This is a genomic window from Embleya sp. NPDC055664, from assembly GCF_053618075.1.
The window spans coordinates 19,481-43,441 of sequence record NZ_JBSHGZ010000032.1 but is presented as its reverse complement, the minus strand read 5'-3'; the positions used below and the strand labels follow the sequence as shown (position 1 = coordinate 43,441).

Sequence of the window (23,961 nt, the reverse complement as noted above, 5' to 3'; positions counted from 1 at the left end):
GACATCGCCGGCCCCCGACCGGACCCTGCCCGCCGTGTCGATCGGGCTCGTCGTCGCGATCTGCCTCGTGGCGGCGAACCTGCGCACTAGTCTCACCGGCGTCGGCACCCTGCTGCCGGCGATCGAGCACGGCAGCGGCCTGACCGCGAGCTGGGGCGGCCTGCTGAGCACCCTCCCGCTGCTGACCTTCGCCGCGACATCCCCGCTGGTGGCCCGGGCCTCGCACCGGTTCGGCAGCGCGCGCCTGCTGGTGGCCGCCCTCGGCGCGCTGACCGTCGGCACCGTGGTCCGCTCGTTGCCCTCGGTGATCTGCCTGTTCGCCGGCACCGTGATCCTGTCCGCGGCCATCGCGTTCGGCAATGTGCTGCTGCCCGCGCTGATCAGGCGCAGCGTGCCCGCGCACCGCATTCAGGGCGTCAGTGCCCTCTACATCACGGTCATGGGCGTCACGGCCGCGGTCTCCTCCGGGATCTCCGCGCCGCTTTCGCACACCCTGCCGGGTTCCTGGCACACCGCTCTGGCCTGGGGCGTCGCGTTCAGCGTCGCGGCGTTCTTCGTCTGGCTGCCCCGGATGCGGGGGGACAAGCCGCAGACCGACGCCGGCGTGACCCGCAGTCCGGTCCCCTGGCGGTCGCGACTCGCCTGGCAGGTCAGCATGTTCATGGGCCTGCAGTCCCTGGCCTTCTACACCGCCGTCGCGTGGCTGCCCAGCATCTTGATCCACCATGGCGCCGGCAGCACCACGGCCGGATGGATGCTCTTCTACTACCAGCTGATGTCACTGGCCTCCGGCAGTCTCCTGCCCCTGTTCACCCGGGGCCGGCGCGACCAACGCCGGACCGCGGCCGGGGGGTCGATCGTGCTGGCCGCCGGCTTCGTGGTGTTGCTGTGCGCGCCCGCGCTGTCCGTCGTCGCGTGCACCCTGCTCGGCCTGGGCGGAGGCGTGTGCCTCGTCCTCGCACTCACCTTTCAGAGCCAACGCGCCGGCAGCGCCGGCGAGGTCGCCGCGTTGGCGGGCATGGCGCAGTCGATCGGCTACCTGGTGGCCGCGTCGGGGCCGCTCCTCCTCGGCATCCTGCACGACGCCACGAACAGTTGGACCCTGCCGCTCGTGGTCCTGATCGTGCTCTGCGTCGCGATGGCGGGTGCCGGGTACGGCGCGGGCCGGGATCGCCAAGTGCGGTACTCCGCTCGTTGACCGCGCGCATGCGCGTGCGCGTCGGACGCGGCGCGCACGCCCCCGGCCGGGGGCGTGATCACCCTCCTTCGAGTTCCGCGCGCACCGTGGCGGCGATGCGGGTGAGCGCGGCGCCGAGATGGCGGCGTTGAGCAGTGCCGAGGGGATCGAACACGAGCCGCTTCACCTGTGCGACGTGTTCCGGCGCGCTCGCGACGAGCTTTTGCCTGCCGGCGTCGGTCAGGGTGGCGAGGGTGTACCGGCCGTCGCCGGGGTCGGGCCGGCGGACGACCCAGTCGCGCGCCTCGAAGCGGTCCATCGCCTTCGACAGGCGCGGTTGCGTGCTGTCGCACTCCCGGGCCAGGTCGCTGAGCCGCATCGTGACCTCGTCGGCCATGGACAGTCGGGCGAGCACGCCGTACTCGAAGTTGGAGATGCCCGAGTCTCGTTGCAGTTGCCGATCGAGGGCCGCCGGGAGTGCGATCACGACCGTGAGCAGGGCCTGCCACACGTCCTGCTGGTCCTCGTCGAGCCATGGTGACTGGGTGTCCATGGCACTCATCATACTTGCCCGGGAAACTTGCATGACTTGCCTGGGCAAGTCGCCATCGACTAGCTTGTGACTTGCCCAGGCAAGTGAAAACACTTGCCGAGGCAAGTGAAGGAGCTGATTCGATGGTCACCGCGAACGGCCTGACCTCCCCCTATCCGTTGCGTACACCGGCGGCGGCGTACGACGAACTCCTGGCTCGGGTGCTGCCGGAGGCGCGCGGGCAGCGGGTGTGGAGCCCCTCCGACGGGCCGCTGCCGAGCCTGTTCGTCAGCCATGGAGCCCCGTTCACCCTCGACGACCCGCAGTGGCTTGGCGACCTGTTCGACTGGACCCGGTCGATGCCCAAACCCAGGGCCATCGTCGTCGTCTCGGCGCACTGGGAGCACGCGCCGGCGGCGATATCGGGGGCCGCGGCGGGCACTCCGCTCCACTACGACTTCAGCGGTTTCCACCCCCGGTACAAGACCCTGCCCTACGCGACCCCGGACGCCACCGACCTGGCCCGGCGGCTCAGGGGCCTGCTGGGGCGCACGACGGTGCACGAGTTCCGCGACCGCGGGCTCGACCACGGGGCCTTCATTCCGCTCATGGCCATGTATCCCGCGGCCGACGTGCCGGTCGTGCAGCTCTCGATGCCCGGCCTCGATCCCGGTGCGCTGTTCGAACTCGGGGCGCTTTTGCGGCCGTTGCGTGCGGAGGGTGTGCTGATTCTCGGCTCGGGATTCATGACGCACAGCTTCGCCGTCTTCCACCGCCCGGAACTCGCCGCCGAAACCGCGGCCTTCGACGCCTGGGCGGTCGACGCACTCGCCGGGGGCGACGTCGACGCGCTCGTCGACTACCGCGACAAGGCCCCCGGCGCCGCGGTCGCCCACCCGACGGCCGAGCACTTCGTGCCGTTGCTGCTCACGGTCGGCGCCGCGGCCGATCCGGGGAGTGTCGTGAGTGCGATCGATCGTGTGGTGATGGGCAACTCGACCCGGTCCGTGCAGCTGAACTGACGGCCGACGGCGCGATGCGTTGCGGCTGCTCCTCTTGCTTCCCCTTGCTCTCCCTCATCGATATATATCGGAGGAAAGTGTCATGAAGGCAATACGTTTCCACGAGTTCGGCGGCAGTGAAGTCCTGCGCTACGAGGATGTCGAGCATCCGATCCCGGGCCCCGGGCAGGTGCGGGTGCGGGTCGCGGCCACGTCGTTCAACCCGGTCGACGACCACATCCGCGCGGGTGTGTTGGCCGAGATGATCCCGATCAGCCTTCCGTATGTGCCCGGGATCGACTTGGCGGGCACCGTCGCCGAACTCGGCGCGGACGTGCGAGGGTTCGCGGTCGGCGACCGGGTCGTGGCGATGTTGCCGCTCGACTGTGCCGGTGGTGCCGCCGAGTATGTGCTCGTGCCGGCCGAGTCCTTGGCCCCCGCGCCTCGCACGGTGGACCTGGTCGACGGCGCGGCGCTGCCGCTGAGCGGTCTGGCGGCCTGGCAGACGGTGTTCGAGCTCGCCGAGGTGAAGCCGGGGCAGAGCGTACTGGTCAACGGGGCGGGCGGCGCGGTGGGCAGCCTCGTGGTGCAGCTCGCGGTCGATGCGGGAGCGATTGTCACGGCGGTGGACGCGCCGCACAATGCGGAGCGGCTTCGGGGCTACGGTGCGGACCGGGTCGTCGGTCCCCTCGATCTTGCCGAGGGGCCCGCGGCCGTGGGTGGTCCGTTCCACGTCGTGGTCAACCATGTACGGGTCTCGCCGCAGGAGCTCGCGCGGTTGTCGGACTACGTCGCCGACGGTGGGGTCGCGGCCAGTACGGCCGGGCCGATTCCCGAGGATCCCGCCCGGTCGGTGCGCAGCGCGAGCCTGTGGGTCCGCAGTGACGCCGCCCAGCTGGCCGAGCTGGTGGCGAAGGTGGATGCCGGCAGCCTACGGCTCCACATCGCGTCCCGCCGCATGGTGGCGGAGTTGGCCGCGGTGCACGAGGACGCCGGCGCCGGGCGGCTGCCGGGGAAGACGGTTGTGATCGTTCCCTGATTCGGGTCGAGGCGGCCCGACGTGATCCGACGTGCCCTGACCCGGCCGGTGAGGAGCGGAGTGTCAGCCCAGTTGGGTGTAGCGGGTCAGGGCCGTGCGGAAGGAAGTCGGGTGTACGGCCAGGGGGTCGGTGTAGGGGTTGCGGAGTTGCAGGACGAACAGGACGGCGAAGGCGATGATCGCGCCGACGAAGGCCAGGGCGGTCGTGTGGCGGCGGTCCGCGGTCGGGCCGACCAGGGCCGGGAAGACGATCGCGAAGACGCCGGTGACGATCATGGCGACCGGGAGCACGATCGGGTTGATCGAGGACGGGTCGGCGAGGCGGGCGTGGCGTTTGACGTACAGGTCGGCCACCGCCGCCTCGGTGTCGGCGGTCCGGTCGTGCGCCGTGGCGGCCAGGGCGGCGACGCGGGAGGCGATCAGGTCGAGTTGGCGCCACGCGCGCGGGGTGTCGTGCCCGTCGGCCAGTGCCGGCCACTCCTGGTCGATCACGGTGTGGGTGTAGTCGCGCAGTCCGGCGCGCACGGCCTCGCGATCGGAGGGCGGGAGGGCGCCGGCCGCCGCGTAGGTCTTGGTCAGCACCCGGGCCTCGTCGCTCGCGTGTTGGCGGACCGTGGCCTGGAGTTCCCACGCGCCGACGATCTGAAAGCTCGTCAGGAGCACGAAGGAGGACAACACGGCGCCGCCGCAGAAGGACAACAGTTGACCGTCGGTTCCGCTCGACCTCGTCTTCTCGCCGCGGCTCAGGAGTACGAGGGCTCCCGCCGCGACGCCGGCGCCGAGCAGGGCGGCGAGGATCCACAGGATCACGGGCGCACTCCGCGTCGGCTCAGGCCCGGCAGCAGCGCGGCGAGGGCGGCGGGGAGGATCGATACGACGAGGGCCGGGGTGAACCCGTCGGCGAAGCCCGAGGGTGTGGCGTTGTCGTCGGGCGGCGCGGCGGCGCGTCGCGAGGGCCGGGACGCGGGTGGTGGTTCGGCAGCGGGCGCCCGGGTGTTCGGCGGCTCCGGGGTGGGGGCCGCCCCGATGGGGGCTTCGGCGGGGGCGTTGGCGCCGGCGGGCGTGGCGGGAGGCGGCGCTCCGGTCCGGATCGGTGCGGCCGGGGCCCGTTCGGTCGACGGCGGGTGGGCGCTCGGTGGCCGGGACGGCCGGGACGAGGGCGGCGGTGTGGCCGGCCGGCTCGGGCACCCGCATCCGGGTCGTACGGTCACCGCGACGTCGTCGCCGATCCGGACCGAGGTCACCACCCCCGGCTGGTACACGACGTGCACCCGGCCGGCGTGTACCTCTGTGCGCGTCGTGCCGGGCGCAGTCCCGTCGGGTGGTCGGTCGTCGGCCGACACGGTCACCGCGACGGCGTCGCCGGCCGAGGCCCCGAACGCCGCACCGCCCGCGGCCAGGAACGGCAGACAGGCACACACCACCACCAGACACCGAGCCGCACATCGAGGGTTGCCCATGACATCAGAGTGACGACGCCGCCTCGACTCACTACGACAAACCCCATCGAAACCCCACTTTCGAGTGACATGCCGCGAAGACCCGCCCCTACCTGCGCCCCACCTCGCCCGAAACCGGCCGACCGCATCGCTGTCACGACCCTTCGCAGGGGGGAAACGGGTCTGCTTTCAGGGGACTTGCCTTGTGGGTGAGGGGTGGGTCGGGGTTGGGGTGGGCGGAGGCGGCGGGGGATAGTGTCGCTATGCGTGTTGCTCTCATGACGTCGGGTTCCCAGGGTGATGTCGCTCCGTTCACCGGGCTGGGGGCCGGGCTTCTTGCCGCCGGGCACAAGGTGACCCTTGTGACGCACGGGCGGTTCGAGCCGTTGGTGGCGGATACGGGGATGCGGTTCCATGCGTTGCCGATCGATCCGCAGGAGCAGATGCACTCGGAGCAGGGCAGGGCGCTGCATCGCAGCAACACCGGTGCGGGGAAGCTGATTCGGGTTCTCGCGCTGGCCCGGTCGTTGGCGTGCGAGATGGCCGACGGTCTGGTCGAGGCCGCGCAGGGGCACGACGTGATCGTGGCGTCGGCGTCACTGGCGCCGGCGGCGTGCACGATCGCCCTGGGGTTGGGGGTGCCGTGCGCGGGGGCCTATCTGCAACCACTGCACCCCACACGGGAGTTCGCACCGGCGATGGTGTCGGAACGCTCTTTGGGCGGGGTGGGCAATCGGCTGGCCGCGCGTGCCGTCGACGTTGCTCTCGACCGGGTCTACACCGATGTGACCCGCGACCTCCGCAAACGCCTGGGACTGCCGGCGGCCGGCCCGACCACGGCGCGCCGGGCGCGGGAGCGTCGAGGCTGGTCGGTGGTGTACGGGTACAGCCCGATCGTCGTGCGGCGGCCCGCGGACTGGCGTCCGGGGTTGGATCCGGTCGGGTATTGGTGGCCGTACGACGCGCGCGAACTGCCTCCGACTGTCGAGGATTTCCTCCGGGCCGGTCCGCCGCCGGTGTTCGTCGGCCTGGGCAGCGCCACCGTTCCCGATCCCGGACGGGTCAGTGAGCAGGTGGTACGCGCGTTGCGCGCCGCGGGTCTGCGCGGGATCGTGCAGCGGGGGTGGGCCGATCTCGGCGCCACGGGCGACGACATGCTCACCATCGACGACGTCCCCCACCACCTGCTGTTCCCCCGCGTGGCCGCGGTCGTCCACCACGCCGGGGCCGGCACCGCCGCCGCCGGGCTGCGTGCGGGCGTGCCGAGCGTACCCGTGCCGATCCAGCTCGACGGCGCCTTCTGGAGCGATCGGCTCGTGCGACTCGGTGTCGCACCGGGCGCGGTGCCGCTGCGCCGGCTCTCGGCGGACCGGCTTCGGGTGGCCCTCGTCGCGGCCACGGGCCAACCGCGCTACCGCGACCGTGCCGGTGCGATCGCCGCGCGGCTCGCCGTGGAGGACTCCATCGCACCCGTCGAGGCGTTGGTGGACCGGCTCGCGGGCAGCGGCGGGGGCGGTCGTCGCGGTTGACGGCGCTCGGTCGTCGTCCCGTGCCCCTCCCGACACCACGAGGTGCTTCCGCGGGCCCGCCGGGGCGGTGCCGGCCGGCACTGGTTGACTTGGGTCCGTGAGTACCGACGTTTGGCAAGTGGACGATCTCGACCTCGGCGGCTATCTCGGGCGGCTCGGTCTCCCGGCGAGGGCGCCGGGGCGGGAGGCGTTGGACGAGTTGCACGAGGCGCATGTCCGCACGTTCACGTTCGACGACATCGACGTGTTCCTCGGGCAGCCCGGCGGGGTGGATCTGGCGGCCGTGCAGGAGAAGTTCGTGGGCCGGGGGCGGGGCGGCTACTGCTTCGAGCACTCGACGCTCTTCGCGGCCGCGCTGGAGCGGCTGGGCTACCACGTGGTCCGCCGGCTCGGGCGGGTCGGCGATCCGGCCGACGGCAGTCTGCAGGGCCGGACCCACATGGCCGTCGAGGTCGCCCTGGACGGACAACGGCTGCTGTGCGACCCGGGGTTCGGGATGAGCGTGCTGCGCCCGATGCCCGTGGCGCACGGCGCGCAGGACGACCACCTCGGTTGGCGCTACCGCATCGACCGCGAGGACGAGGTGTGGCGGATGCGCCGTTGGCGCGACGGCGGCTGGCAGATGATGCACTCCGTCGACGAACTGCTCGTGCTGCCCGTCGATGTCGAGATCGCCCACTACTACACGAGCACCCATCCGACGTCGCACTTCAAGCGCACCCTGATGATCACCCGCCACCTGCCCGACCGGCACGTCACCGTCACCCACGCCGCGCTCACGGTGCGCCGCACCGACGCGCCCACCGAGCACCGCCCGCTCCGCGACGGCGAACTCGCCGACTGGCTGCGCGTACTGGAGGTCCCGCTCACACCGGACGAGGAGCAACGCCTGCTCACCCGCGCCGCCGAGGAGGACACGCGCTAGCGGCGTTCGTCGGCGCGTGGCTTGTCGGTTGGGGCGCGTAGCGTTCGGGGTGTCGGGGGTGGGCCTCGAATTCGCGGAGCCGTGAGGGGAATTCATGTATCGCCAGGGTGACATTCTGCTGCTTCCCGTCGACGAGGGCGCGGTGCCCGTCGGGGTGACCGGATTGCCGGCCAAGCCGCGCGACGGGCGTGGTCGGATCGTGCTCGCGCTGGGTGAGGTCACCGGACACGCACACGCCGTCGTGGGGGCCGGCACGTTGTTCCTGGACCCGGAGCCGACCACCATCGGCCACCTCAAGCTCGACGCGCCGACCCGGCTCGTGCACGAGGAGCACGCGACGATCTCGCTGCCCAAGGGCTGGTACAAGGTGGTCCGCCAGCGCGAATACATCCCGGGCGCCGTCCGCATCATCGCGGACTGACCCCCACGCCCCGACCGCCGACCCGCCACTTCCCCGGGAGCCTTCCGTGACCGCCGTCCCGACCGTTTTCCCGCAGCTCACGCTCGCGCACCGGGCGAGCCTCGCCGAGTCCGCCGACGGGTGGGCCGAGGCCGCCGCAGCCGCGCGGCCCGCCGATCGGGACGCCGCCGAGCGCGGTATACGGGCCGCCTACCGGGCCGCCGGGCTGGCCGAACCCGGCAAGATCCTGTGGTACGACTCTCCGCTCGCCGCCGCCGTGGCCGCGACCGTGGTGTCCGGCGCGTTCAAGCCGCAGGAACTCGCCGCGCTGCGGCTGCCCGTGCGCGCCCCCATGGCATCGCGCGCCGGGGCGAGCGTGCGCGACCGGATCCGGTCGGCGAGTTGGGAACGCGCCCGGACCGACGCGGTCGCGCTGCTCGGGCACACCGGCTGGGCGCAGGCGTGGGGCGAGATCGCGGAACGCCTGTGGGACCCGACCACGAGCCTGTCCGCGCGCATCCGCGACGGCATCGAGGAGGCCGTGCTGTCCGCGACCGGCACCGACCGCGGCCCGGCCCGGCGGGGCACGGTCACCCCGACGGCTCCCGTGGCCCGAGAGGCCCGCGCCGCGACGCTCGACGCGCTCGGCGGACAGCACGATGCCGCGTGGCTCGCCGCGTTCGACGGCCTGCGGCGGTGCTTCCCGCGACTGGACGACTCCCCGTCGGCGGCGGCGCTGGACGCGGTCGCCGAGGTCGCGCGGTCCGCGGGCTGGTGGTGGCCGTACGAGAACGTCGTCCTGGTCGCCGAACGCCCCACCGTGCTGCACCGCGACGAGTCCGCGCGCCTGCACAACGGCGAGGGCGCCGCGCTGGCCTTCCCCGACGGCTTCGCGCTGCACGCGTGGCGCGGCATGCCCGTGCCGGCCGACTTCGTGACCACCCTCGGCCCGGCCGGCGGTGCGCTGAACGCCCAGCGGATCCGCGACGAGGACAACGCCGAACTCCGCCGCGTGATGCTGGAGATCTACGGCTACGACCGCTACCTCGCCGAGGTCGGCGCCCGCCCGCTGCACCGCGACGAGACCGGCGTGTTGTGGCGTATCGAACTGCCCGGCGACGAGCCGATCGTGATGGTCGAGGTGCTCAACTCCACGCCCGAGCCCGACGGTTCGGTCCGCGTCTACTGGCTGCGCGTGCCGCCGACCACGCGCACCGCCCGCGCCGGCGTCGCCTGGACCTTCGGCCTGACCGAACAGGAATACCGCCCGGCCCGGGAGACCTGAGCCGCCGACGCGGCGACAGGCAGCGGAATCAAGCGAGTTCCGCTCCGGCACCGGTTGGTCGGACCGGGTCGCCGTCCGGGCGCGGCCCGGTGCCGTACCCCGCCGGAATGCGCTCCAGGATCCCGCCCGCGAAGACGTCGTACAGCGGCAGCGCGTCCATGTGCACGTAGCCGATGTGGCAGTCGCACAGTGGGCGCGGGCACGGGCGGCGCCCCAGGGCCGCGCGGAACGAGCCGTCGTAGAGGTTGCCCAGCACCTCGGGGACGAAGTGGCAACGACGCACCATGCCGTCGCCGTCGACGCTGACCACCGTGTCCCCGGTCCGGCAGGCCGCGCCCGCCGAGACGTGGGCGTGCCGGCTGAAGCCGAAGTGCGGGTCGAGGTCGGTCCATGCCGCGGCCTCGGCGTCGGTGTACGTGCGGCCCTCGGCGGCGTTCACCCACAGGTACACCTCGGTCGGCAGGTCGCCACGCAACCTCCGGGCGGCGGCCAGGTGTTCGGGCAGCCCGACGATCCCGACGGCGAAGCGCACGCCGCGCGCGCGGAGTTCGCGGCAACGATCGAGAAAGCGCTCGTACCGGACCTGGTCCGGGTGGTACGTCCCCCACAGCGCCAACCGCCGCAGGTCCGCCGCCTCGGTCCACGACGGCCGGGCACCCAGGTTGGTCTGCACGGCGACGCGGTCGACGTTCGGCAGGTGGGTCAACTCGGCGAGGGTACGCCGATACCAGGGCCGGACCAGCGCCTCGCCCCACGGCGTGAACAACACCGAGATCCGCTCCGGGGCCGTCGCGATCCAGCCCGCGAAGCGCGCCAACGCCTCGCGGTCGGCCAGGAGTCGCGCCCGCGAGTCGCGGCGTTTGGCGAACGGGCAGTAGCCGCAGTCGTAGTCGCAGGAGGCGAGCGGCCCGCGATACAGGATCGTCAACGGCCGCGCGGTGTCCCGGGTCGAGGCGAGGGAGAGCGACAGCGGCACGCTCACCGCGCCCGATACCCGTCCATGAGCGCCGCCGTGGCCGAGGAGAACAGCGCCGGGCCGATGGCGTCGGACCAGCCCAGGCCGTCCTCGGTGAGCACGACGCGATCCGCGTCGACGCTCAACAGGCCGCCGTCGGCCAGGGGTTCCAGCTCCCGGGCGAAGTCCGCGACGGCGTCGGAATCGAACCGGGCGCGGTACTCGGCGACGTCCAGGCCGTCGGCCTGGAGCAGCGAGGTCAGCAGGTACCGGCGTCGTTGCTCGGCCGCGTCGAGGCGGTAGCCGAACCGCGCTCGGGAGAAGGCGTCCCGGTCCAGGGCCACGTACTCGTCGATGATGCCGCGGACCTCGCCCACGTTCACCGCGTAGTCGAACGAATAGTGCAGCTCGCTCGTGTACGATCTGGCCCCGCAGCCAAGGCCCACCATCCCGTCGCGCTGGCACCGGTACCCGGTGTCCGCGTCGGCCGGGGCACCGGGACGGCGGAACATCCGCATCGACACCTGCTCGTATCCGGCCGCGCGCAGGTGGTCGCGGCCCGCACGATAGAGCGCGAGCCGGTCGTCGTCCCAGTCGGCGCGCGAGACGGCGCGTCGACCCAGGCCCGTGAGCGGGCGCACGTACAGCGGATACAGGTAGATCTCCTCGGGCCGCCAGGCGAGCGCCGCGTCGAGGGAGCCGAGCCAACTGGCGGGCGTCTGGCCGTCGATGCCGTAGATCAGGTCGATGTTCAGTGTCGGGACGGCCGCCTCGCGGATCGCGGTGAGCGCCGCCTCGACCTCGGCGCGCTTCTGCGGCCGTCCGGCGGCCCTGGCCTCCGCGTCGAGGAACGACTGCACGCCGATGCTCACCCGGGTCGTGCCGTGCGCGGCCAGGACCGCGAGCCGGTCGGGCGTCGCGGTCGCCGGCGAGGTCTCCACGGACAGCGGCATGGATCCGAACTCGGCGCCCATCACCTCGGCGGCGATGCGGAACATCCGGGTCAGCTCGGCGGCTTCCAGGTAGGTCGGCGTGCCGCCGCCGATCGCCCCGACCGCGAACCGCGCGTCGGGCACGGCCTCGCGTACCGCGTGCGCCTGCCGCTCCAGTGCGTCCAGGTAGCGCGCCACCAACTCGTGCGGCGCGCCGGTACGAGTGAACAGGTTGCAGAACCCGCAGCGCATCTCGCAGAACGGTATGTGCAGGTACAGGAACAGCGCGGACAGATCCTGCCCCGCCCACACCTCGCGCAACGCGGGCGCGGGTTCGAGCGGCCGGTAGGCGGTCTTGTGCGGGTACGAGTAGACGTATCCGGTGTACGGCGACCCGATGGCCACGGACGGGGCCTCGGCGGCGGTCGGGGCCATGGACGGGTACCTCCGGACGTGCGACGGGTGGTGCTGCGAACCCCGCGAGCCTAGGCGGCGGGCCCGACACGACGGGCACCCGGGCCCGACACCGCCGCCGGCCGGGCCCGTTTCGGTCCGTCCGGGCCCGCGCTCACCACTGGCCGGGGGCGAGGGTGAAGTGGGCGTACGGGACCGTCCACACCACTTCGTGGCCGAGCCGATGGCCGGTGTAGCCGTCCTCGCCGTAGGCCGTGCCGTGGTCGGACGTGACGATCGCGAAGCACGGGCGGCGGCTGCTCATCGCCCGGAACAGCCGGCCGATGTGCCGGTCCACGTACTCCAGCGCCGCGGCGTGCGTTTCCCGGGTGTCGCCGTCGGCCGGGTCGGCGCCCGCCAGGTGGAACCAGTTCGGCTGGTGCAGCGCCGAGACGTTGACCAGCAGGAACAGCCTCCGGTCGGGGTCCAGCGCGCCCACCACCCGCTCGGCGCACGCGACCTGGGCCTCGAACGAGGTGGGCGAGGCGACGCCGAGTTCCGGATCCCAGTGGCTCTCCGCGAACATGTCGGGCAACACCGAGCCGAGCGCGCCCCGCTTGTTGAAGAACCCGACGCCGCCGATACAGGCCGTGTGGTAGCCGGCCCCGGCCAGTGCGGTCGGCAGGTCCGCGTCGTCGAAGACCCACGTGTGCGGCGCGGTCGACTCGCTCCCGCCGAACCGGGCGGCGAACAACCGCGGATGCGGCCCCTGGCCCACCGGCGTCGGCAGGAAGCCGGCGAGGAAGGCGGTGTGCGCGGCGAACGTGAAGCTCCCCGGCGTGTGCCGGCGCTCCCACCGGCCGTCCGGGAGCACCCGCGCCAGGTTGGGCAGGCGCCCCGCCGCGACGAGTTCGGCGGCGATGTCGTAGCGCAGCGTGTCCAGGGTCACCATCAGCAGGTCGTGCCGGCCGACGACGGCGTTCATGTCCGCGGGCACGGATCGGCCGGCGTGATCCCCGGGGTCGGGTGATGGTGGTGTCGTCATCTCGGACACGGAACTCGATCCTCGTCTCGTGGCGCCGCCCCGGTGGATCCGGCGGGCCGCCAACCCGCCACCACGGCGTGGACCTGTTCCCCCCACGTGTCCCGACCCTGATGCAGCACACCCGGCAGCAGGTCCCCGAACGCGTTGACCTCGCCCACGGCGTGCCGGCGCCGGTCCACCGCGAACAGCAGGTCGACGCCGACGTGCAGCGTACGGGGGAAACACCCGGCCGCCCGGACGCAGGTCGCCATCGCCCGCGCCCACGCGTCCTCCCCGACCGCGCCGCGCACCGCCGCGACGTCGCCGCGCGCGTTGCCCAAGTGCAGGTTTGTCATCGGCGACCGGCTCGACCGGGCCACGACATGCGTGGCCCGCCCCGCGACGACCAGGACGCGCAGATCGGTCGCGCGCCCGTCCAGGGTCAGCTTCGGCAACCACGCCTCGACGTGCAGGCCGCCCGCGTCGCAGTCCCCGCCGAGCGCGTCCACGAGCGCCGCGATATCGGCCTCGTCCCGATATCTGCTGATCCGCAGCGAGTTGTACAGGGCGACGCTGCCCGCCTCGCGCACGAGTTCGACGGACGTCGTCGCCTGGACGCGCGTCGTCCCGTGCGTCTCCAGGGCCACCACACCGGACGCCGACGACCCGTGCGGCGGCTTGACGAACACCCGAGGGCAGCGCGCGTCGGCCATCCGCCGCCGCAGATCGGCGTAGGACCGCACCGGCGCCGCCCCGGGCCCGGTCAGCGCGCGCGGCAGCGCAACGCCGCGCGCCGCCAACACCGCGTGCGCCCGGCGCTTGTCGAACATCACCGCGATCTCCCCGGCATCGTTCACCGACCACGCCCCGGGGGAGGCCGCCACGGCCGCCTCGATCCGCCCGAGGGCGGCGACGAACGCGGCATGTCGGGCGCTGCCGCCCTCGACCCGGAACGGGTCGGCGGGCGCGCCGCTCAGCAGCGTGTGCACGTCCGCGTCCTCGCCCGGCGAGTCGATCCGCACCGGCCCGGCGGCGAAGGCGAGCGGCTCCCGGGTGAGGACATCGCGCCAGGCGACCAGCCGCGGCTCCGGCAGCCCCGCAGCTTCGGCCGCCGCCGCGAACCCGGCCATGCGGCGGTGGCCGGGATTGCCCACGACGGTGACGGCCGGACGCTCGCTCACGCCGCCACTCCCGTGCGGCGGGTCATTCGGAGACCTCGACATAGCGGCCCGAGCCCCAGTCCCGCAGTTCCTCGGCGCGGTCGATGTCGACGGTGACCCCGTGCGGGCCAAGCGTCTCGCGCAGGCGCGCGGCCATCGTGTCGGACACGAAGTGGTGGTTGATGCGCAGCGTCTTCAGGTGGGTGAGCGGCTGACCCGCGAGCAGTGCCTCGACGCCCTCGTCGCCCAGGGTCCCCATCGACAGGTCGAGGGATTCCAGACGTGCGGTCGGCGGCGCGGCGGCCACGGCCGCGGCCACGGCGTCCTGGATCTCACTGTTCATCAGGCCGAGCCGGCGCAGCGCCGGGACGCGTACGCCGGACAACAACTCCGCGAGGTCGTCGACGGTCGCGGTGCCGTCGTACTGGCTTACGCCCAGCCAGAGTTCCAGGTTCTCCAGCGCCGGGAGGTCGCAGAGGCCGATGGCGCCGACGAGGCGTGCGGACAGGCCGCCGCTCTCGAACCGCAGGGCACGCAGCGCGTCGTGCCGCAGCGGCTCCAGCGCCGGCGCGACATCCGGGTTGCCGTCGAAGGCGCCGCCCCGCACGACGAGTTCTTCGAGCCGCGGGTATGCGTGCAGCACCGGAGTGAGGGTGCCGATGTTCATCCACGAGATCTCGGACTCCTCCTGGACGACGTCGCCGAGGAACAGGTGACGCAGATTCGGGAATCGGTCCGCGTGCTCCACCAGGAGCCCGAGCGCGGGACTCTCGGCGGACAGGTCGTCGGTCCAGCATCCACACAGCAGCGCGGTGACCCGGCTGGTGTCCACGGTGTCGAGGAAGTACCGGAAGTGCTTTTCGAATTCGGCCTCCTCGTGTTCCCACGGGTCCACCCGGATTCGCCAGGCGACGGCGTCCGGCGGGTCGCCCGGCGTGATCGACGTCGCGGTGGAGTCGAGGGGCCGCAGGTCGGCGACGGGGAGGCCGCCGAAGTGTGAGGTGAACTCGTAGAGTGACATGTGCTGTTCCTGGCTTCCGGGCGGGTTCGAACGGCCGGGCGGCGGAGTGCCTTCGGCCGGAGGGCGGTGTGCGGGGCGAGCGGGTCGCTTACTCGGCGACGGCGATGTAGCGCCAGGCCTCCTCGCCGTCGTCGTCGGGCTGCTGCGGGTCGCCGAGGTCGAGCCTGAGGCCGGGTGTCGCGAGGGCCGCGGTGAGTCGCTCCTGCATGGCGGGGGTGATGAAGTGGTGGCTGAGGTCGAGCACCCGCAGGTGTCCGAGGGGCTGGCCGAGGAGCAGCGCCTCGGCGCCCTCGTTGCCCAACGCGCCCATGGACAGGTCGAGTTCGGTCAGCCGCCCGAGGACGGGGGACGCCGAGACCGCCGCCGCGACCTCGTCCTGGATCTCGCTGTTCATCAGGCCCAGCCGGGTGAGCGCGGGCAGGCCGCCGGCGCGCAGGATGCCCTCGATGTCGCGGACGGTCGCGTCGCCGCCGTACTCGTCGGTGCCCAACCACAGCTCCAGCGTGCGCAGCGCCGGGAAGGTGCTCGCGCCGACCGCGCGCACCACGCGCGCGGGGAGCCCGCCCGTGCGGAACTCCAGGTGCCGCAGGCTCTCGTGCCGCACGGGCTCCAGCACGAGGTCCTGGCCGCCCTGGACGATCAGCGTCTCCAACCGGGGAAACGTCTCGAACAGCGGCGTGATGTCCGACTGGAGGATCCACGAGATCTCGTTCTCCTCCTGCGCGATGTCGCCGAAGTAGAGGTGGCGCAGCGCGGGCAGCCGGTCGGCGGCGTCGACGAGCGCGCGCACCGCCTCCGTCGAGTCCTCACCCGGCTCCCACATGCCGACCAGCAGGGCGGTGACCCGCGTGGTGTCGACGGTGTCGAGGAAACGCGCGACGTGCTCGGTGAACTTCTCCGTGCTCCGATACCCCTCGATCCGCAACCGCCACGCCGCGTCGGCCGCCGCGGGGAGCGGCCTCGCGTTCCGCGCCGCCGCGTTCTCGGCTCGCGTGGCCTTGGGATTTGCCGACGGGTGGAGCTCGGCTATGGGCAGTCCGGCGAACCGCTCGTCGCCGTCGTAGTTCGACATGGGCCATGCCTACCAGAGCCCGGTGACCACGGGGCGGGGGGTCTACCAGTCGAGCCGGCCGCCGAGGCGCAATCGCAGCCACAACACCAGGCGTTCGTCCGGGTCGGCGAGATCGAATCCGAAGATCTCCGTGGCCCGGGAGAGCCGGTAGCGGATCGTGTTCGGGTGTACGGACAGCAGCTGCGAGGCGGCGGCGACATCGCCGTCGGCGTCCAGGTAGGCGAGGATGGTGGACGCGTAGGTGGTGCCGTGTTCGAGGTCGTGGGCGCGGATCGCCGGCCCGAGCCTGTGGGGGACCACCTCGTGCGTGGCCAGCATCGCGGCCAGCGCGGACAGTGTCGCGCCGGCCCACATCTCGTCGATCGAGGCCACCTGGCACGGCTCCGGCTCACCCGGCCGCTCGGACAGCGCACGCAGCACCAGATCCGCGTCGGCGCGCGAACTCTCGATCGAGCGCAATTCCTGGACGAGCGCGCCGAGTCCGGCCCGGACCGGCACCCGCAGCGCGCTGTGCGCCCGCCGCGCGATGTAGGCGACGAGTTCGCGGTGCGCGTTCGGCGACGGTTCGCTCGGGAGCAGCGCGTAGACCGTTCCGTCGATCAACGCGCAGCCGTGCCTGCCGTAGCGCGCCTCGCAGTGCAGGCTGACCAGGTCCGCCAGCCGGGTGGCCGCGTGTGCGGTGAGCGCGTCCTCGGCGTCGACCGAGGCGACGGCGAACGCGGCCATGGCAACGGGCAGGTTCGGGTCCAGACCGAGTTGTGGGGCCACCGCCGTGACACTGCTCGGGTCGGCCAGCAGTCGCCGCAGCAGGTCGGCGTACCTGCGCCGGACGGCGGATTCGGTGGTGCGGGCCGCGAGCAGGTGCAGCGCGACGTTGTCCGCCACATCGGACAGGGCCTGTTCGGCGACGGAGTCCAGGTGTTCGCCGGCGTCGACGACCCAGATCGACCCCAACACCTCGCTGCCCACGCGCACGGCGACGCCGAGCCGGGGAAGTCCGCCGGGAACGGCGGGGAATCGGCAGGTGCGCCCGAGCCGGGTGAGCACCCGGTACTGCTCGTCGTAGTCCGGGCCGTCGGGCACCTGGAGGCCGAGGATGCCCTGCCGGCGGCCCTCGTCGACGGCCTGGCCGGGCAGGGTCGAGTAGGCGAGGATGCGCCGGTGCGGATCCTCGATCACGGTGGCTCCGCCGACCATGCCGGCGATCGCGTTGGCCAGCGCGAACAGGTCGCCGAAGGCGGGGGCGCCGGCGGCCTGTCCGAAGCGCACGGTGGGAGTGAGAGCCGAGGAGATCATGGCGTCCAGGTGGTGCCAGGCCACCGCCTCGTTGGCGGCCAGGAGCACGATGCCGCCCTGCCGGGCGGCCTCCACCAACGCGGTGACCGGCTCGCCGAAGCTCTTCACCACCACGCACGTGTACCCGGCCTGTGCGGCCGAGCCGATCAGGTCCATCGCCCGCGCCTCGTCCATCCCCACACCGACGGCGAGCAGGATCGCGTCGGTGACGGCGGGGAGGGGGAGCGGGGCGCGTCGTTCGAGGATGAGTACGCCCGAGACCGGCACCGGCTTTTCCGGCGGTTCGGTCAACGGCCGCAACAGTGACGAGCCCAATACCTCCAGGACCTGTCCGAGATCGGGAACCCCGGTACCGAGCATTCTCACCTCTTTGGCCGGACCCACAAAGCATTCGGGGAATCTCTGGACCGGCGTCACATGCCCCCGGCCGATCCGGGCGCCACGCTTTCCGCATGCACAATTCGGCAGGCGTGCGGCGGGCACTTCCGGTGACCGTACCTGCTGTGACCCCATGGGGCGCAACCGGCCGCAGCCGGCCGTGACGAGCCGAATGCCGCGGGTGACCGTCGACTGTTTGCCCGCTCACCGATATCGAAATCCGTATCCGTCGGGCGTTATCGATTACGGCACACGTATAAGTGCTGCAGAAGGAGACATTGTGCGATATAGGACGAGTGCGGTCGTGGCCTTGGCGTGTGCGGCGTCTTTGTTGACGGTGCCGGCCAAGGCGGGCGCGGCGCCGCAGTGTGACACCACGCCCATCCGGACGGCGATGAAGGCACTGGAGGGTGTCGGCGCCACGGGGATGAGCGTGACGGTGAAGAGCCCGAACTGCGGGGTCCGAACGGGTGGTGTCGGTGTCGCCGATCGTGGAACGGGCCGCAAGGTCGTCGGCGACGAGCACAGCCGCATCGGCAGCGACACCAAGACCTGGACGGCCACGGTCGTGCTGCAACTCGTCGGGGAGGGCCGGATCGCCCTCGACGACACCGTGGACGACTACCTGCCGGGTCTGATCCGCACCAGGCTCTACGACGGGCGCACCATCACGATCCGACAGCTTCTGCAGCACACCAGCGGCCTGCCCGACTACCTGGACGCGCCGTTCTGGGAGGACGAGGACGCGCACCGCTGGGATCACATCGAGCCCCTGCAGACGGTCCGGCAGGCGCTCGCCCTGCCCAGGCCCGAGCGCGCGCCGTCGGGCTTCGCCTACTCCAACACGAACTACAACCTGGTCGGTCTGATCGTCAAGGAGGTCACGGGCCGCGGCATCGCCACCGAGATCGAGGAGCGGATCATCCGACCGCTCGGACTGTGCGAGACCCAGTGGGCCGGCGATCGCACCACCTTGCCCGAGCCGGAGCTGCGCGGCTACGCGCAGCGGGGCAAGACCCTGGTGGATCGGACCGAATGGAACACCTCGGAGGCCGACGCGTCGGGCGCGCTGATCTCCGACGGCGCGGACACCACCGCCTTTTGGACCGCGCTGTTGACCGGGAAGCTGCTGGCCCCGGCCCAACTCGCGGAGCTGAAGCGGACGGTCGCGGAGGACGTCGCGAACGAGCGCTACGGGCTGGGCGTCGAGCGCCACGAGCCCTACCCGGGCTTCGTGTTGTGGGGACACAGCGGCAGCATGTCCAGCGGCCACAAGTTCCGGAACGCCGTCACCGACGACGGCCGACGGGCGGTGACGCTGCTGATCGGCTCGGAGTCGTTCGACTCGGACCGCGTCGACGCCATCATGAGCAGGCTCCTGCGCGACCTGCGCTGACGGCGACATCGTCGCGGCGGGGCCGGTTTCGGCTCCGCCGCGACGACGCGTGTCGGGTGGTGCGGTCAGGCGGTACGGTCCGTCGTGGCGCCCTCCCAGGCGAGGTAGCGCTCGACGGAGCGGCGCAGGACCGCGTTGCCGTCGGCGGTGACCACGCGGTCCCACCAGGCGCCGTAGATGCGTTCGAAGCGGTGACGGCCGAGCAGTTCGGCGGCGTGGCGGACGGCGTCGGGGTGTTCGGGGATGTGGTTGGCGTAGCTGTGCATCACGGTGATCCAGCGGCAGTCCGGGCAGACGTTGAGGACGTCGCCCGAGAACAGCGCCCCGCCGCCCGCGCTCCAGTGCAGGACGGCGCTGCCCGGGAAGTGGATCCTCGGGTTGATCAGCGTGAGTTCGTCGGTCAGCCGATGGGTCTCGCCGGACCAGAAACGCAGCGCGGGGTCGGGGCGCCCGACCCAGGAGCGGTCCGCTTCATGCAGGTAGACGGGTGCGTCGAAGGCGTGCGCCCACTCGACCATCACGGAGTAGAAGTGGGGGTGGCTGATCGCGATGGCGGTGATGCCGCCGAGGTCGGCGACGGCCTCGACCATGGAGTCGTCGAGGTAGGACGGGCAGTCCCAGAGGATGTTGCCCTCGGTGGTGCGCAGCAGCAGTGCGCGTTGGCCGATGGCGATGGACTCCGTGGTGCCGATGCCGAGGACGTCGGGGCCCTGTTCGGCGAACTTCGCGGTGTGGCCCGCGGCGTGCAGCTCGGCGAGGGTGGTCCACCGCTGGCCGGCGACGGGGACGTACTGGCGGTCGTCCCGACAGACGGGGCAGTCGGGACGGGGGCCGGCGTACTGGGTGCCGCAGGCGGTGCAGATGGGGAGATGGGCACCGGGAAAGCTGCGCCGGGCGGATGTGGCGGCCGGTGCGTTGTCGACCTCAGGCACGGGTGCCGGCGGTGAGGTCGGTGGTCGGGTGGGCCTGGGTGGGCCGCCAGCCGAGCAGGCGCACGGCGCGCTCGCCGGAGACGGTCTGGTCGAGCGCGAGCGCCTCGGCGAACGGGAACCCGAGGGCTTCGGCGGCCTGTTCGAGCGGCCAGGGCTCGGCGCGGCCGACACCGCCGGCGGCGACGTCGACGGCTGCGGCGAGCGCCGGGGTGGCGACGGCCTGGACGGCGACGCCGTGCCAGAGGGTGCCGGCGTCGGCCTTGGTGAGGACGAGGGAGTACAGGGCGGCGAGGTCGTCGATGTGGACCATCGGCCAGCGGGTGCCGGGCGTTCCGACGTAGCGGCCGGTGCCGTGCTCCTTGGCCCAGCCGAGCATGAGGGCGGGTATGCCGCCGCCGTGGCCGTACGCGATGCCGGGGCGGATGACGGCGCTGCGCACGTCGTTCCGGGCGGCGGCCAGGACCTGCTGCTCGATGCGGGGGCGGTAACCGACGATGTCGATCGCGTTGGTGGGGGCGTCCTCGTCGACGGCGTGGTCGCCGGTGGCGCCGAGCACCCAGATGCCGCTGGTGTAGACGAAGGCGCGGCCGGTGCCGTGCAGCGGTGAGGTGAGGGCGTCCACGGCGGCGGCGTCGGCCTGTTCGTCGCCGGTGGGAGTGGCGAGGTTGACGACGGCCTCGATGTCGTCGGTGACGGCGTCGATGAGGCTGTCCGGGTCGGTGAGGTCGCCGAAGCGCGCGTCGACGCCGGGCTCGGAGGGGGTGCCGGTCTTGAGGAACGGGACGACGGTGTGGCCGTCCTCGATGAGGCGGCGGGTGACGGCGGTGCCGATGTAGCCGGTGGAGCCGAGGACGAGGACCTTCATGGTGTGCCCCTGGTGCGTGTGGGTTCGTGGGCCGATGTGGTGATCGGCGTTGCGAGCACGACAGTAGGGGCGCGCGGGGCGCGGCGGATCCGTCGAATGACCGGGGTGGGTACCGGGCTGCCGGGGTGCTGTCGATCGTCGCGGACGCCTTTGCGATCTCCCGGGCGGCGGGTCAGGCGGTCGGCCAGTCGAGGCTGCCCAGCGCTGCGCGGGAGGTGATGCCGAGTTTGGGGTAGGCGTTGGAGAGGTGGTAGGCGACGGTGCGGGGGCTGAGGAACAGGCGGGCGCCGATGTCGCGGTTGCTGAGCCCGGTGGCGGCCAGGCGGGCGACGTGCAGCTCCTGCGGGGTGAGCCGCGCGGTGGCGTCGGCGTGGCCGCCGGTGTCGACCGGGCCGGCCGCGGGGGCGCCGACGGCGCGGAGTTCGGCGGCGGCGCGGTGCTGCCACGGGCCGGCCCGGAGCGTTTCGAAGGCGGTGAGGGCGGCCGTGAGGTGGGTGCGGGCGGCGGCGCGCTGCCGGTTGCGGCGCAGCCATTCGCCGTAGAGGAGTTCGGTGCGGGCGGCTTCGAAGGGCCGGCCGTCGCCGCGGTGGGCTTCGAGGGCGGACCGGTACAGGTCGCCGGCGGTGTCGTCGGCGGCGAGGAGGGCCCGGCAGCGCAGCGCGACGGCGTGCGCCCACGGGGTGCCGGTGCCGTGCGCCCACGTGGTGAACCGTTCGGCGGTGCGCCGGGCTTCGTCGGGGCGGCCGAGACGGGCGGCGGCCTCGACGTGGTCGGCCAGGCCGTGGATGGCGACGGCGACGTGGGCGCGGGGGCCGTCGGCGATGTCGGTGAGCCGGGTCAGCGCGGTTTCGTGGCGGCCCCGACCGAGGTCGAGGAGGGCTTCCGCGCAGGCCGTCCAGACGGCTGGCCCGCCGCCGGCGCCGGCGTGGCGGGCGGCGGCGTGATACCCGTCCTCGTCGCCGTCGATCGCGGCGAGGACGGCGAGCACGCCGTGGAGCATGGCCTCGTGGTGGTGGTTGGCGGTGCTTCGGGCGATGTCGAGACCCTCGACGGCGGTGCTGTGCGCGTGCTCGTGGCGGCCGAGGAACAGGCGGCAGCGGGCGAGCCGGAGCAGCAGCGTGGGCAGGATGCCGATCGCGCCCTGCTCGCGGGCCCGCCGTTCGAGGACTTCGGCCCGGTCGTGCACGCCCCGGTAGTCGCCGAGGAGCATGTCCCAGCCCTGGAGGCGGGTTTCGTCCGCGAGCGGGCGGGTGCCGCCCGCGGCCCGCGTGCCGTCGGTGAAACGACGCAGGAGGGGGTGGCCGGCCTCGGGGTTTCCGGTGGCGAGGTGGTGGAGGGCGAGGGCGCCGGTGTGCGCGGGACCGGCGCCGAAGTCGAGGCCCGCGAGCGTGTCGAGGATGCCGGTGGTGGCGCCGGCGGGATCCGGGGTGTCCCAGGCGGCGGCGACGGCCTCGAAGAGGATTCCGGCGGCGGTGTCCGGGTCGTGTGGCGCGGTGGTGCGGGCGGCCTCGACGAGGATGAGGCGGGCGGCGTCGGGGCGTCCGGCGGTGTGTTCGACGGTGGCGCGGATCGACGCGAGCCTGGCGGTCACCGCCGGATCGTCGGCGTACGGCGCGGCGGCCTCGGCGAGCGCGGCGGCGGTCTCGGGCCGGCCCGCCTCGGCGGCGGCGAGCGCGGCCTGGGTGAGCCGGTGGGCGCGCAGTCGCGGGTCCTCGGTGAGTTGGGCCGCTCGCCGGTACGCGGTGGCGACCGTCGCCCGCCCACCCCGGGCGCGGAAGTGTTCGGCCGTTTCCTCGAGCCGGTCGGCCACGGCGGCGTCGTGGCCGACCGTGGCGGCGGCCAGGTGCCAGGTCTGCCGGTCGCGGTCGCTCTCGGGCAGCGCCGCGGCGAGCGCGTGGTGGGCGGCGTTGCGCCGGCCGAGGGTGGCGCCGTGATAGGCCGCCGCGCGGGCGAGCGGATGGTGGAAGGCGAGATGCGTGGCGGTGAGGTGGATCAGCCCCGCCTGTTCGGCGGGTTCGAGATCGTCGGGCACGGCGCCGAGTTCGCGTCCCGCGCGCAGTACGAGCGCGGGGTCGCCGGTGTCGTCGGCCGCGGCGAGGGTGAGGAGGGTGCGGGTGGCGGCGGGCAGGGTCGCGATCCGTTCGTCGTACAGGCGTCGCACCCGCCAGGACGCGGGCAGCACGGCGATCTCGTGGTCGTCCAGCAGGTCCGCCTCGGGGCGCAGGCCGGGCGTGAGCGCGGCGGCGAGTTCGACCAGGGCGAGCGGATTCCCGGCCGCCCGGCGTAGCAGCCTGCGGCGCACGGCCGGGGTGAGGCCGGGGGCGTGCCGGTCGAGCAGCGCGGTGCCGGCGTCGTCGTCGAGCGGCTCCAGGCGGTGCACGGGCAGCCCCGGCGCGTCGAAGTCGGCCGACCCTTCGCGCGCGGCGAAGACGATCGCCACGGGCTCGGCCGCGAGCCGGCGCGCGGCGAACAGCAGGGCGTCGGCGCTTTCCTGGTCGAGCCAGTGGGCGTCGTCGACGAGCACGAGCAGCGGCTGCTCGTCGGCGAGTTCGCCGAGCAGGCTGAGCGCGGCGGCGCCGACGAGGAACCGGTCGTAATCGCCCGGCGCGGCCGGATCCGCGGCGGTTCCGTGCACGGCGTGGCGCAGCGCCTCGGCCTGATGCCGGGGAAGCCGGTCGGCCAGATGCAGCGCCTCCCGAAGCACGACATGCAGCCCCGCATACGGCAACCGAGCCTCCGACTCGACCCCGGCCCCCCGCAACACCCGCACCCCGCCCACCCCATCGGCACCCCGCACCACCCGCACCCCGGTCTCGGCCTCCACGCCGGCACTCCGCGCCACGCGCACCCCGGTCCCGGCGTCGGCGTCGGCGCCACGCGGTACGCGCGCCCCGGTCCCAGCCTCCGCCCCGGCACCGCGCAGCACGGGAAGTCCGGTTCCGGCCTCCGTCCCGGCGTCGCGCAGCACCGGCAGCCCCGTCCCGGCCTCCGCCCCGGCGTCGCGCAGCTCCCCCAGTCCCCTCGCGGCCTCGGCGGCGGCGTCGAGCAGGGCGCTTTTTCCGGTGCCGATGTCGCCGACCAGCACGACCGCGCCCCCGCGGCCCCGGGCCGCGGCGCGGACCAGGGCTTCGAGGGCGGCGGTGTGGGGCGTTCGTCCGTGGAGCACGAAGGTCAACTTATCCGGGGCCCTCGGCCCCGCCCGCACGGGTG

21 protein-coding genes are annotated in these 23,961 nt (G+C 73.1%); 8 read left to right on the top strand and 13 right to left on the bottom strand.

Going from position 1 to position 23,961, the window contains the following annotated elements; genetic code table 11:
* Window positions 1-34 precede the first annotated feature (34 nt).
* Window positions 35-1,198 carry a CynX/NimT family MFS transporter gene (locus tag ACWGR4_RS36255; RefSeq protein WP_380002189.1) on the top strand — a complete coding sequence of 388 codons (1,164 nt, stop codon included), beginning with the start codon at window positions 35-37 and terminating at the stop codon, window positions 1,196-1,198.
* Between the two features lie 58 nt (window positions 1,199-1,256).
* Here the strand turns inward: ACWGR4_RS36255 and ACWGR4_RS36250 are convergent, their stop codons facing one another.
* Complete coding sequence (locus ACWGR4_RS36250; protein ID WP_380002187.1) at window positions 1,257-1,730, bottom strand: MarR family winged helix-turn-helix transcriptional regulator; 474 nt, start codon at window positions 1,728-1,730, stop codon at window positions 1,257-1,259.
* Window positions 1,731-1,852: 122 nt separating this feature from the next.
* Here ACWGR4_RS36250 and ACWGR4_RS36245 point away from each other — a divergent pair, with 122 nt between their 5' ends.
* Both ACWGR4_RS36245 and ACWGR4_RS36240 read left to right on the top strand, forming a co-directional pair.
* Complete coding sequence (locus ACWGR4_RS36245; protein ID WP_452129228.1) at window positions 1,853-2,731, top strand: DODA-type extradiol aromatic ring-opening family dioxygenase; 879 nt, start codon at window positions 1,853-1,855, stop codon at window positions 2,729-2,731.
* Between the two features lie 82 nt (window positions 2,732-2,813).
* Window positions 2,814-3,749 (top strand): NADP-dependent oxidoreductase, encoded by a 936-nt coding sequence (locus ACWGR4_RS36240; protein WP_452129227.1) that lies wholly within the window; start codon window positions 2,814-2,816, stop codon window positions 3,747-3,749.
* A gap of 63 nt (window positions 3,750-3,812) precedes the next feature.
* Here the strand turns inward: ACWGR4_RS36240 and ACWGR4_RS36235 are convergent, their stop codons facing one another.
* Window positions 3,813-4,559: a bestrophin-like domain gene (locus ACWGR4_RS36235; RefSeq protein WP_380002182.1), complete on the bottom strand. Its 747-nt coding sequence runs from the start codon at window positions 4,557-4,559 to the stop codon at window positions 3,813-3,815.
* Window positions 4,556-5,209: a hypothetical protein gene (locus ACWGR4_RS36230; protein ID WP_452129226.1), complete on the bottom strand. Its 654-nt coding sequence runs from the start codon at window positions 5,207-5,209 to the stop codon at window positions 4,556-4,558. The genes ACWGR4_RS36235 and ACWGR4_RS36230 overlap by 4 nt, the downstream gene beginning before the upstream one ends.
* Window positions 5,210-5,451: 242 nt before the next feature.
* Here ACWGR4_RS36230 and ACWGR4_RS36225 point away from each other — a divergent pair, with 242 nt between their 5' ends.
* The 4 genes from ACWGR4_RS36225 to ACWGR4_RS36210 all read left to right on the top strand — a co-directional run bounded on the left by ACWGR4_RS36225 (window position 5,452) and on the right by ACWGR4_RS36210 (window position 9,327).
* Complete coding sequence (locus ACWGR4_RS36225) at window positions 5,452-6,717, top strand: glycosyltransferase (protein WP_452129225.1); 1,266 nt, start codon at window positions 5,452-5,454, stop codon at window positions 6,715-6,717.
* 97 nt (window positions 6,718-6,814) lie between these two features.
* A complete protein-coding gene (locus ACWGR4_RS36220) occupies window positions 6,815-7,642 on the top strand; it encodes an arylamine N-acetyltransferase family protein (protein ID WP_452129224.1) in 828 nt (275 codons plus the stop codon).
* 94 nt (window positions 7,643-7,736) lie between these two features.
* Window positions 7,737-8,063 (top strand): hypothetical protein, encoded by a 327-nt coding sequence (locus ACWGR4_RS36215; RefSeq protein ID WP_126637880.1) that lies wholly within the window; start codon window positions 7,737-7,739, stop codon window positions 8,061-8,063.
* A 46-nt stretch (window positions 8,064-8,109) separates the two neighbouring features.
* On the top strand, window positions 8,110-9,327 hold the full coding sequence (locus ACWGR4_RS36210; protein ID WP_452129223.1) for a DUF6745 domain-containing protein: 1,218 nt from the start codon (window positions 8,110-8,112) through the stop codon (window positions 9,325-9,327).
* A gap of 28 nt (window positions 9,328-9,355) precedes the next feature.
* On the opposite strand, the gene ACWGR4_RS36205 is transcribed toward ACWGR4_RS36210, so the two are convergent.
* The 7 genes from ACWGR4_RS36205 to ACWGR4_RS36175 all read right to left on the bottom strand — a co-directional run bounded on the left by ACWGR4_RS36205 (window position 9,356) and on the right by ACWGR4_RS36175 (window position 17,540).
* Window positions 9,356-10,309 (bottom strand): STM4011 family radical SAM protein, encoded by a 954-nt coding sequence (locus ACWGR4_RS36205; RefSeq protein WP_452129222.1) that lies wholly within the window; start codon window positions 10,307-10,309, stop codon window positions 9,356-9,358.
* The gene (locus ACWGR4_RS36200) at window positions 10,306-11,649 is read right to left on the bottom strand and encodes an STM4012 family radical SAM protein (RefSeq protein WP_380002172.1); all 1,344 of its coding nucleotides are present in this window, start codon (window positions 11,647-11,649) and stop codon (window positions 10,306-10,308) included. Before ACWGR4_RS36200 ends, ACWGR4_RS36205 begins: the two co-directional genes overlap by 4 nt.
* Before the next feature lie 133 nt (window positions 11,650-11,782).
* Window positions 11,783-12,592 (bottom strand): STM4013/SEN3800 family hydrolase, encoded by an 810-nt coding sequence (locus ACWGR4_RS36195; protein WP_452129263.1) that lies wholly within the window; start codon window positions 12,590-12,592, stop codon window positions 11,783-11,785.
* A 56-nt stretch (window positions 12,593-12,648) separates the two neighbouring features.
* Entirely contained in the window at window positions 12,649-13,854 is a 1,206-nt protein-coding gene (locus ACWGR4_RS36190; protein WP_452129221.1) for an STM4014 family protein, read from the bottom strand.
* Window positions 13,835-14,812 (bottom strand): STM4015 family protein, encoded by a 978-nt coding sequence (locus tag ACWGR4_RS36185; RefSeq protein ID WP_452129220.1) that lies wholly within the window; start codon window positions 14,810-14,812, stop codon window positions 13,835-13,837. Before ACWGR4_RS36185 ends, ACWGR4_RS36190 begins: the two co-directional genes overlap by 20 nt.
* 88 nt (window positions 14,813-14,900) lie before the next feature.
* A complete protein-coding gene (locus ACWGR4_RS36180) occupies window positions 14,901-15,884 on the bottom strand; it encodes an STM4015 family protein (protein WP_452129219.1) in 984 nt (327 codons plus the stop codon).
* Between the two features lie 42 nt (window positions 15,885-15,926).
* Window positions 15,927-17,540 carry a PucR family transcriptional regulator gene (locus tag ACWGR4_RS36175; protein WP_380002164.1) on the bottom strand — a complete coding sequence of 538 codons (1,614 nt, stop codon included), beginning with the start codon at window positions 17,538-17,540 and terminating at the stop codon, window positions 15,927-15,929.
* 298 nt (window positions 17,541-17,838) lie between these two features.
* Between ACWGR4_RS36175 and ACWGR4_RS36170 the strand changes: the two genes are divergently transcribed.
* Window positions 17,839-18,954 (top strand): serine hydrolase domain-containing protein, encoded by a 1,116-nt coding sequence (locus ACWGR4_RS36170; RefSeq protein ID WP_452129218.1) that lies wholly within the window; start codon window positions 17,839-17,841, stop codon window positions 18,952-18,954.
* A gap of 65 nt (window positions 18,955-19,019) precedes the next feature.
* Here the strand turns inward: ACWGR4_RS36170 and ACWGR4_RS36165 are convergent, their stop codons facing one another.
* From ACWGR4_RS36165 to ACWGR4_RS36155, 3 genes are all read right to left on the bottom strand, one after another.
* Window positions 19,020-19,886 (bottom strand): MBL fold metallo-hydrolase, encoded by an 867-nt coding sequence (locus ACWGR4_RS36165; protein WP_452129217.1) that lies wholly within the window; start codon window positions 19,884-19,886, stop codon window positions 19,020-19,022.
* Entirely contained in the window at window positions 19,879-20,751 is an 873-nt protein-coding gene (locus ACWGR4_RS36160; protein ID WP_452129216.1) for an NAD-dependent epimerase/dehydratase family protein, read from the bottom strand. Before ACWGR4_RS36160 ends, ACWGR4_RS36165 begins: the two co-directional genes overlap by 8 nt.
* A gap of 172 nt (window positions 20,752-20,923) precedes the next feature.
* Window positions 20,924-23,917, bottom strand: a complete 2,994-nt coding sequence (locus ACWGR4_RS36155; RefSeq protein ID WP_452129215.1) for a LuxR C-terminal-related transcriptional regulator — start codon at window positions 23,915-23,917, stop codon at window positions 20,924-20,926.
* Between the last annotated feature and the right edge of the window lie 44 nt (window positions 23,918-23,961).

Excerpts from the sequence above, each read along its gene's own strand:
- ACWGR4_RS36250 (WP_380002187.1), bottom strand. The coding sequence starts at position 1,730 with ATGGACACCCAGTCACCATGGCTCGACGAGGACCAGCAGGACGTGTGG.
- ACWGR4_RS36245 (WP_452129228.1), top strand. The coding sequence starts at position 1,853 with ATGGTCACCGCGAACGGCCTGACCTCCCCCTATCCGTTGCGTACACCG.
- ACWGR4_RS36240 (WP_452129227.1), top strand. The coding sequence starts at position 2,814 with ATGAAGGCAATACGTTTCCACGAGTTCGGCGGCAGTGAAGTCCTGCGC.
- ACWGR4_RS36230 (WP_452129226.1), bottom strand. The coding sequence starts at position 5,209 with ATGGGCAACCCTCGATGTGCGGCTCGGTGTCTGGTGGTGGTGTGTGCC.
- ACWGR4_RS36225 (WP_452129225.1), top strand. The coding sequence starts at position 5,452 with ATGCGTGTTGCTCTCATGACGTCGGGTTCCCAGGGTGATGTCGCTCCG.
- ACWGR4_RS36215 (WP_126637880.1), top strand. The coding sequence starts at position 7,737 with ATGTATCGCCAGGGTGACATTCTGCTGCTTCCCGTCGACGAGGGCGCG.
- ACWGR4_RS36200 (WP_380002172.1), bottom strand. The coding sequence starts at position 11,649 with ATGGCCCCGACCGCCGCCGAGGCCCCGTCCGTGGCCATCGGGTCGCCG.
- ACWGR4_RS36195 (WP_452129263.1), bottom strand. The coding sequence starts at position 12,592 with ATGAACGCCGTCGTCGGCCGGCACGACCTGCTGATGGTGACCCTGGAC.
- ACWGR4_RS36190 (WP_452129221.1), bottom strand. The coding sequence starts at position 13,854 with ATGTCGAGGTCTCCGAATGACCCGCCGCACGGGAGTGGCGGCGTGAGC.
- ACWGR4_RS36185 (WP_452129220.1), bottom strand. The coding sequence starts at position 14,812 with ATGTCACTCTACGAGTTCACCTCACACTTCGGCGGCCTCCCCGTCGCC.
- ACWGR4_RS36180 (WP_452129219.1), bottom strand. The coding sequence starts at position 15,884 with ATGTCGAACTACGACGGCGACGAGCGGTTCGCCGGACTGCCCATAGCC.
- ACWGR4_RS36175 (WP_380002164.1), bottom strand. The coding sequence starts at position 17,540 with ATGCTCGGTACCGGGGTTCCCGATCTCGGACAGGTCCTGGAGGTATTG.
- ACWGR4_RS36160 (WP_452129216.1), bottom strand. The coding sequence starts at position 20,751 with ATGAAGGTCCTCGTCCTCGGCTCCACCGGCTACATCGGCACCGCCGTC.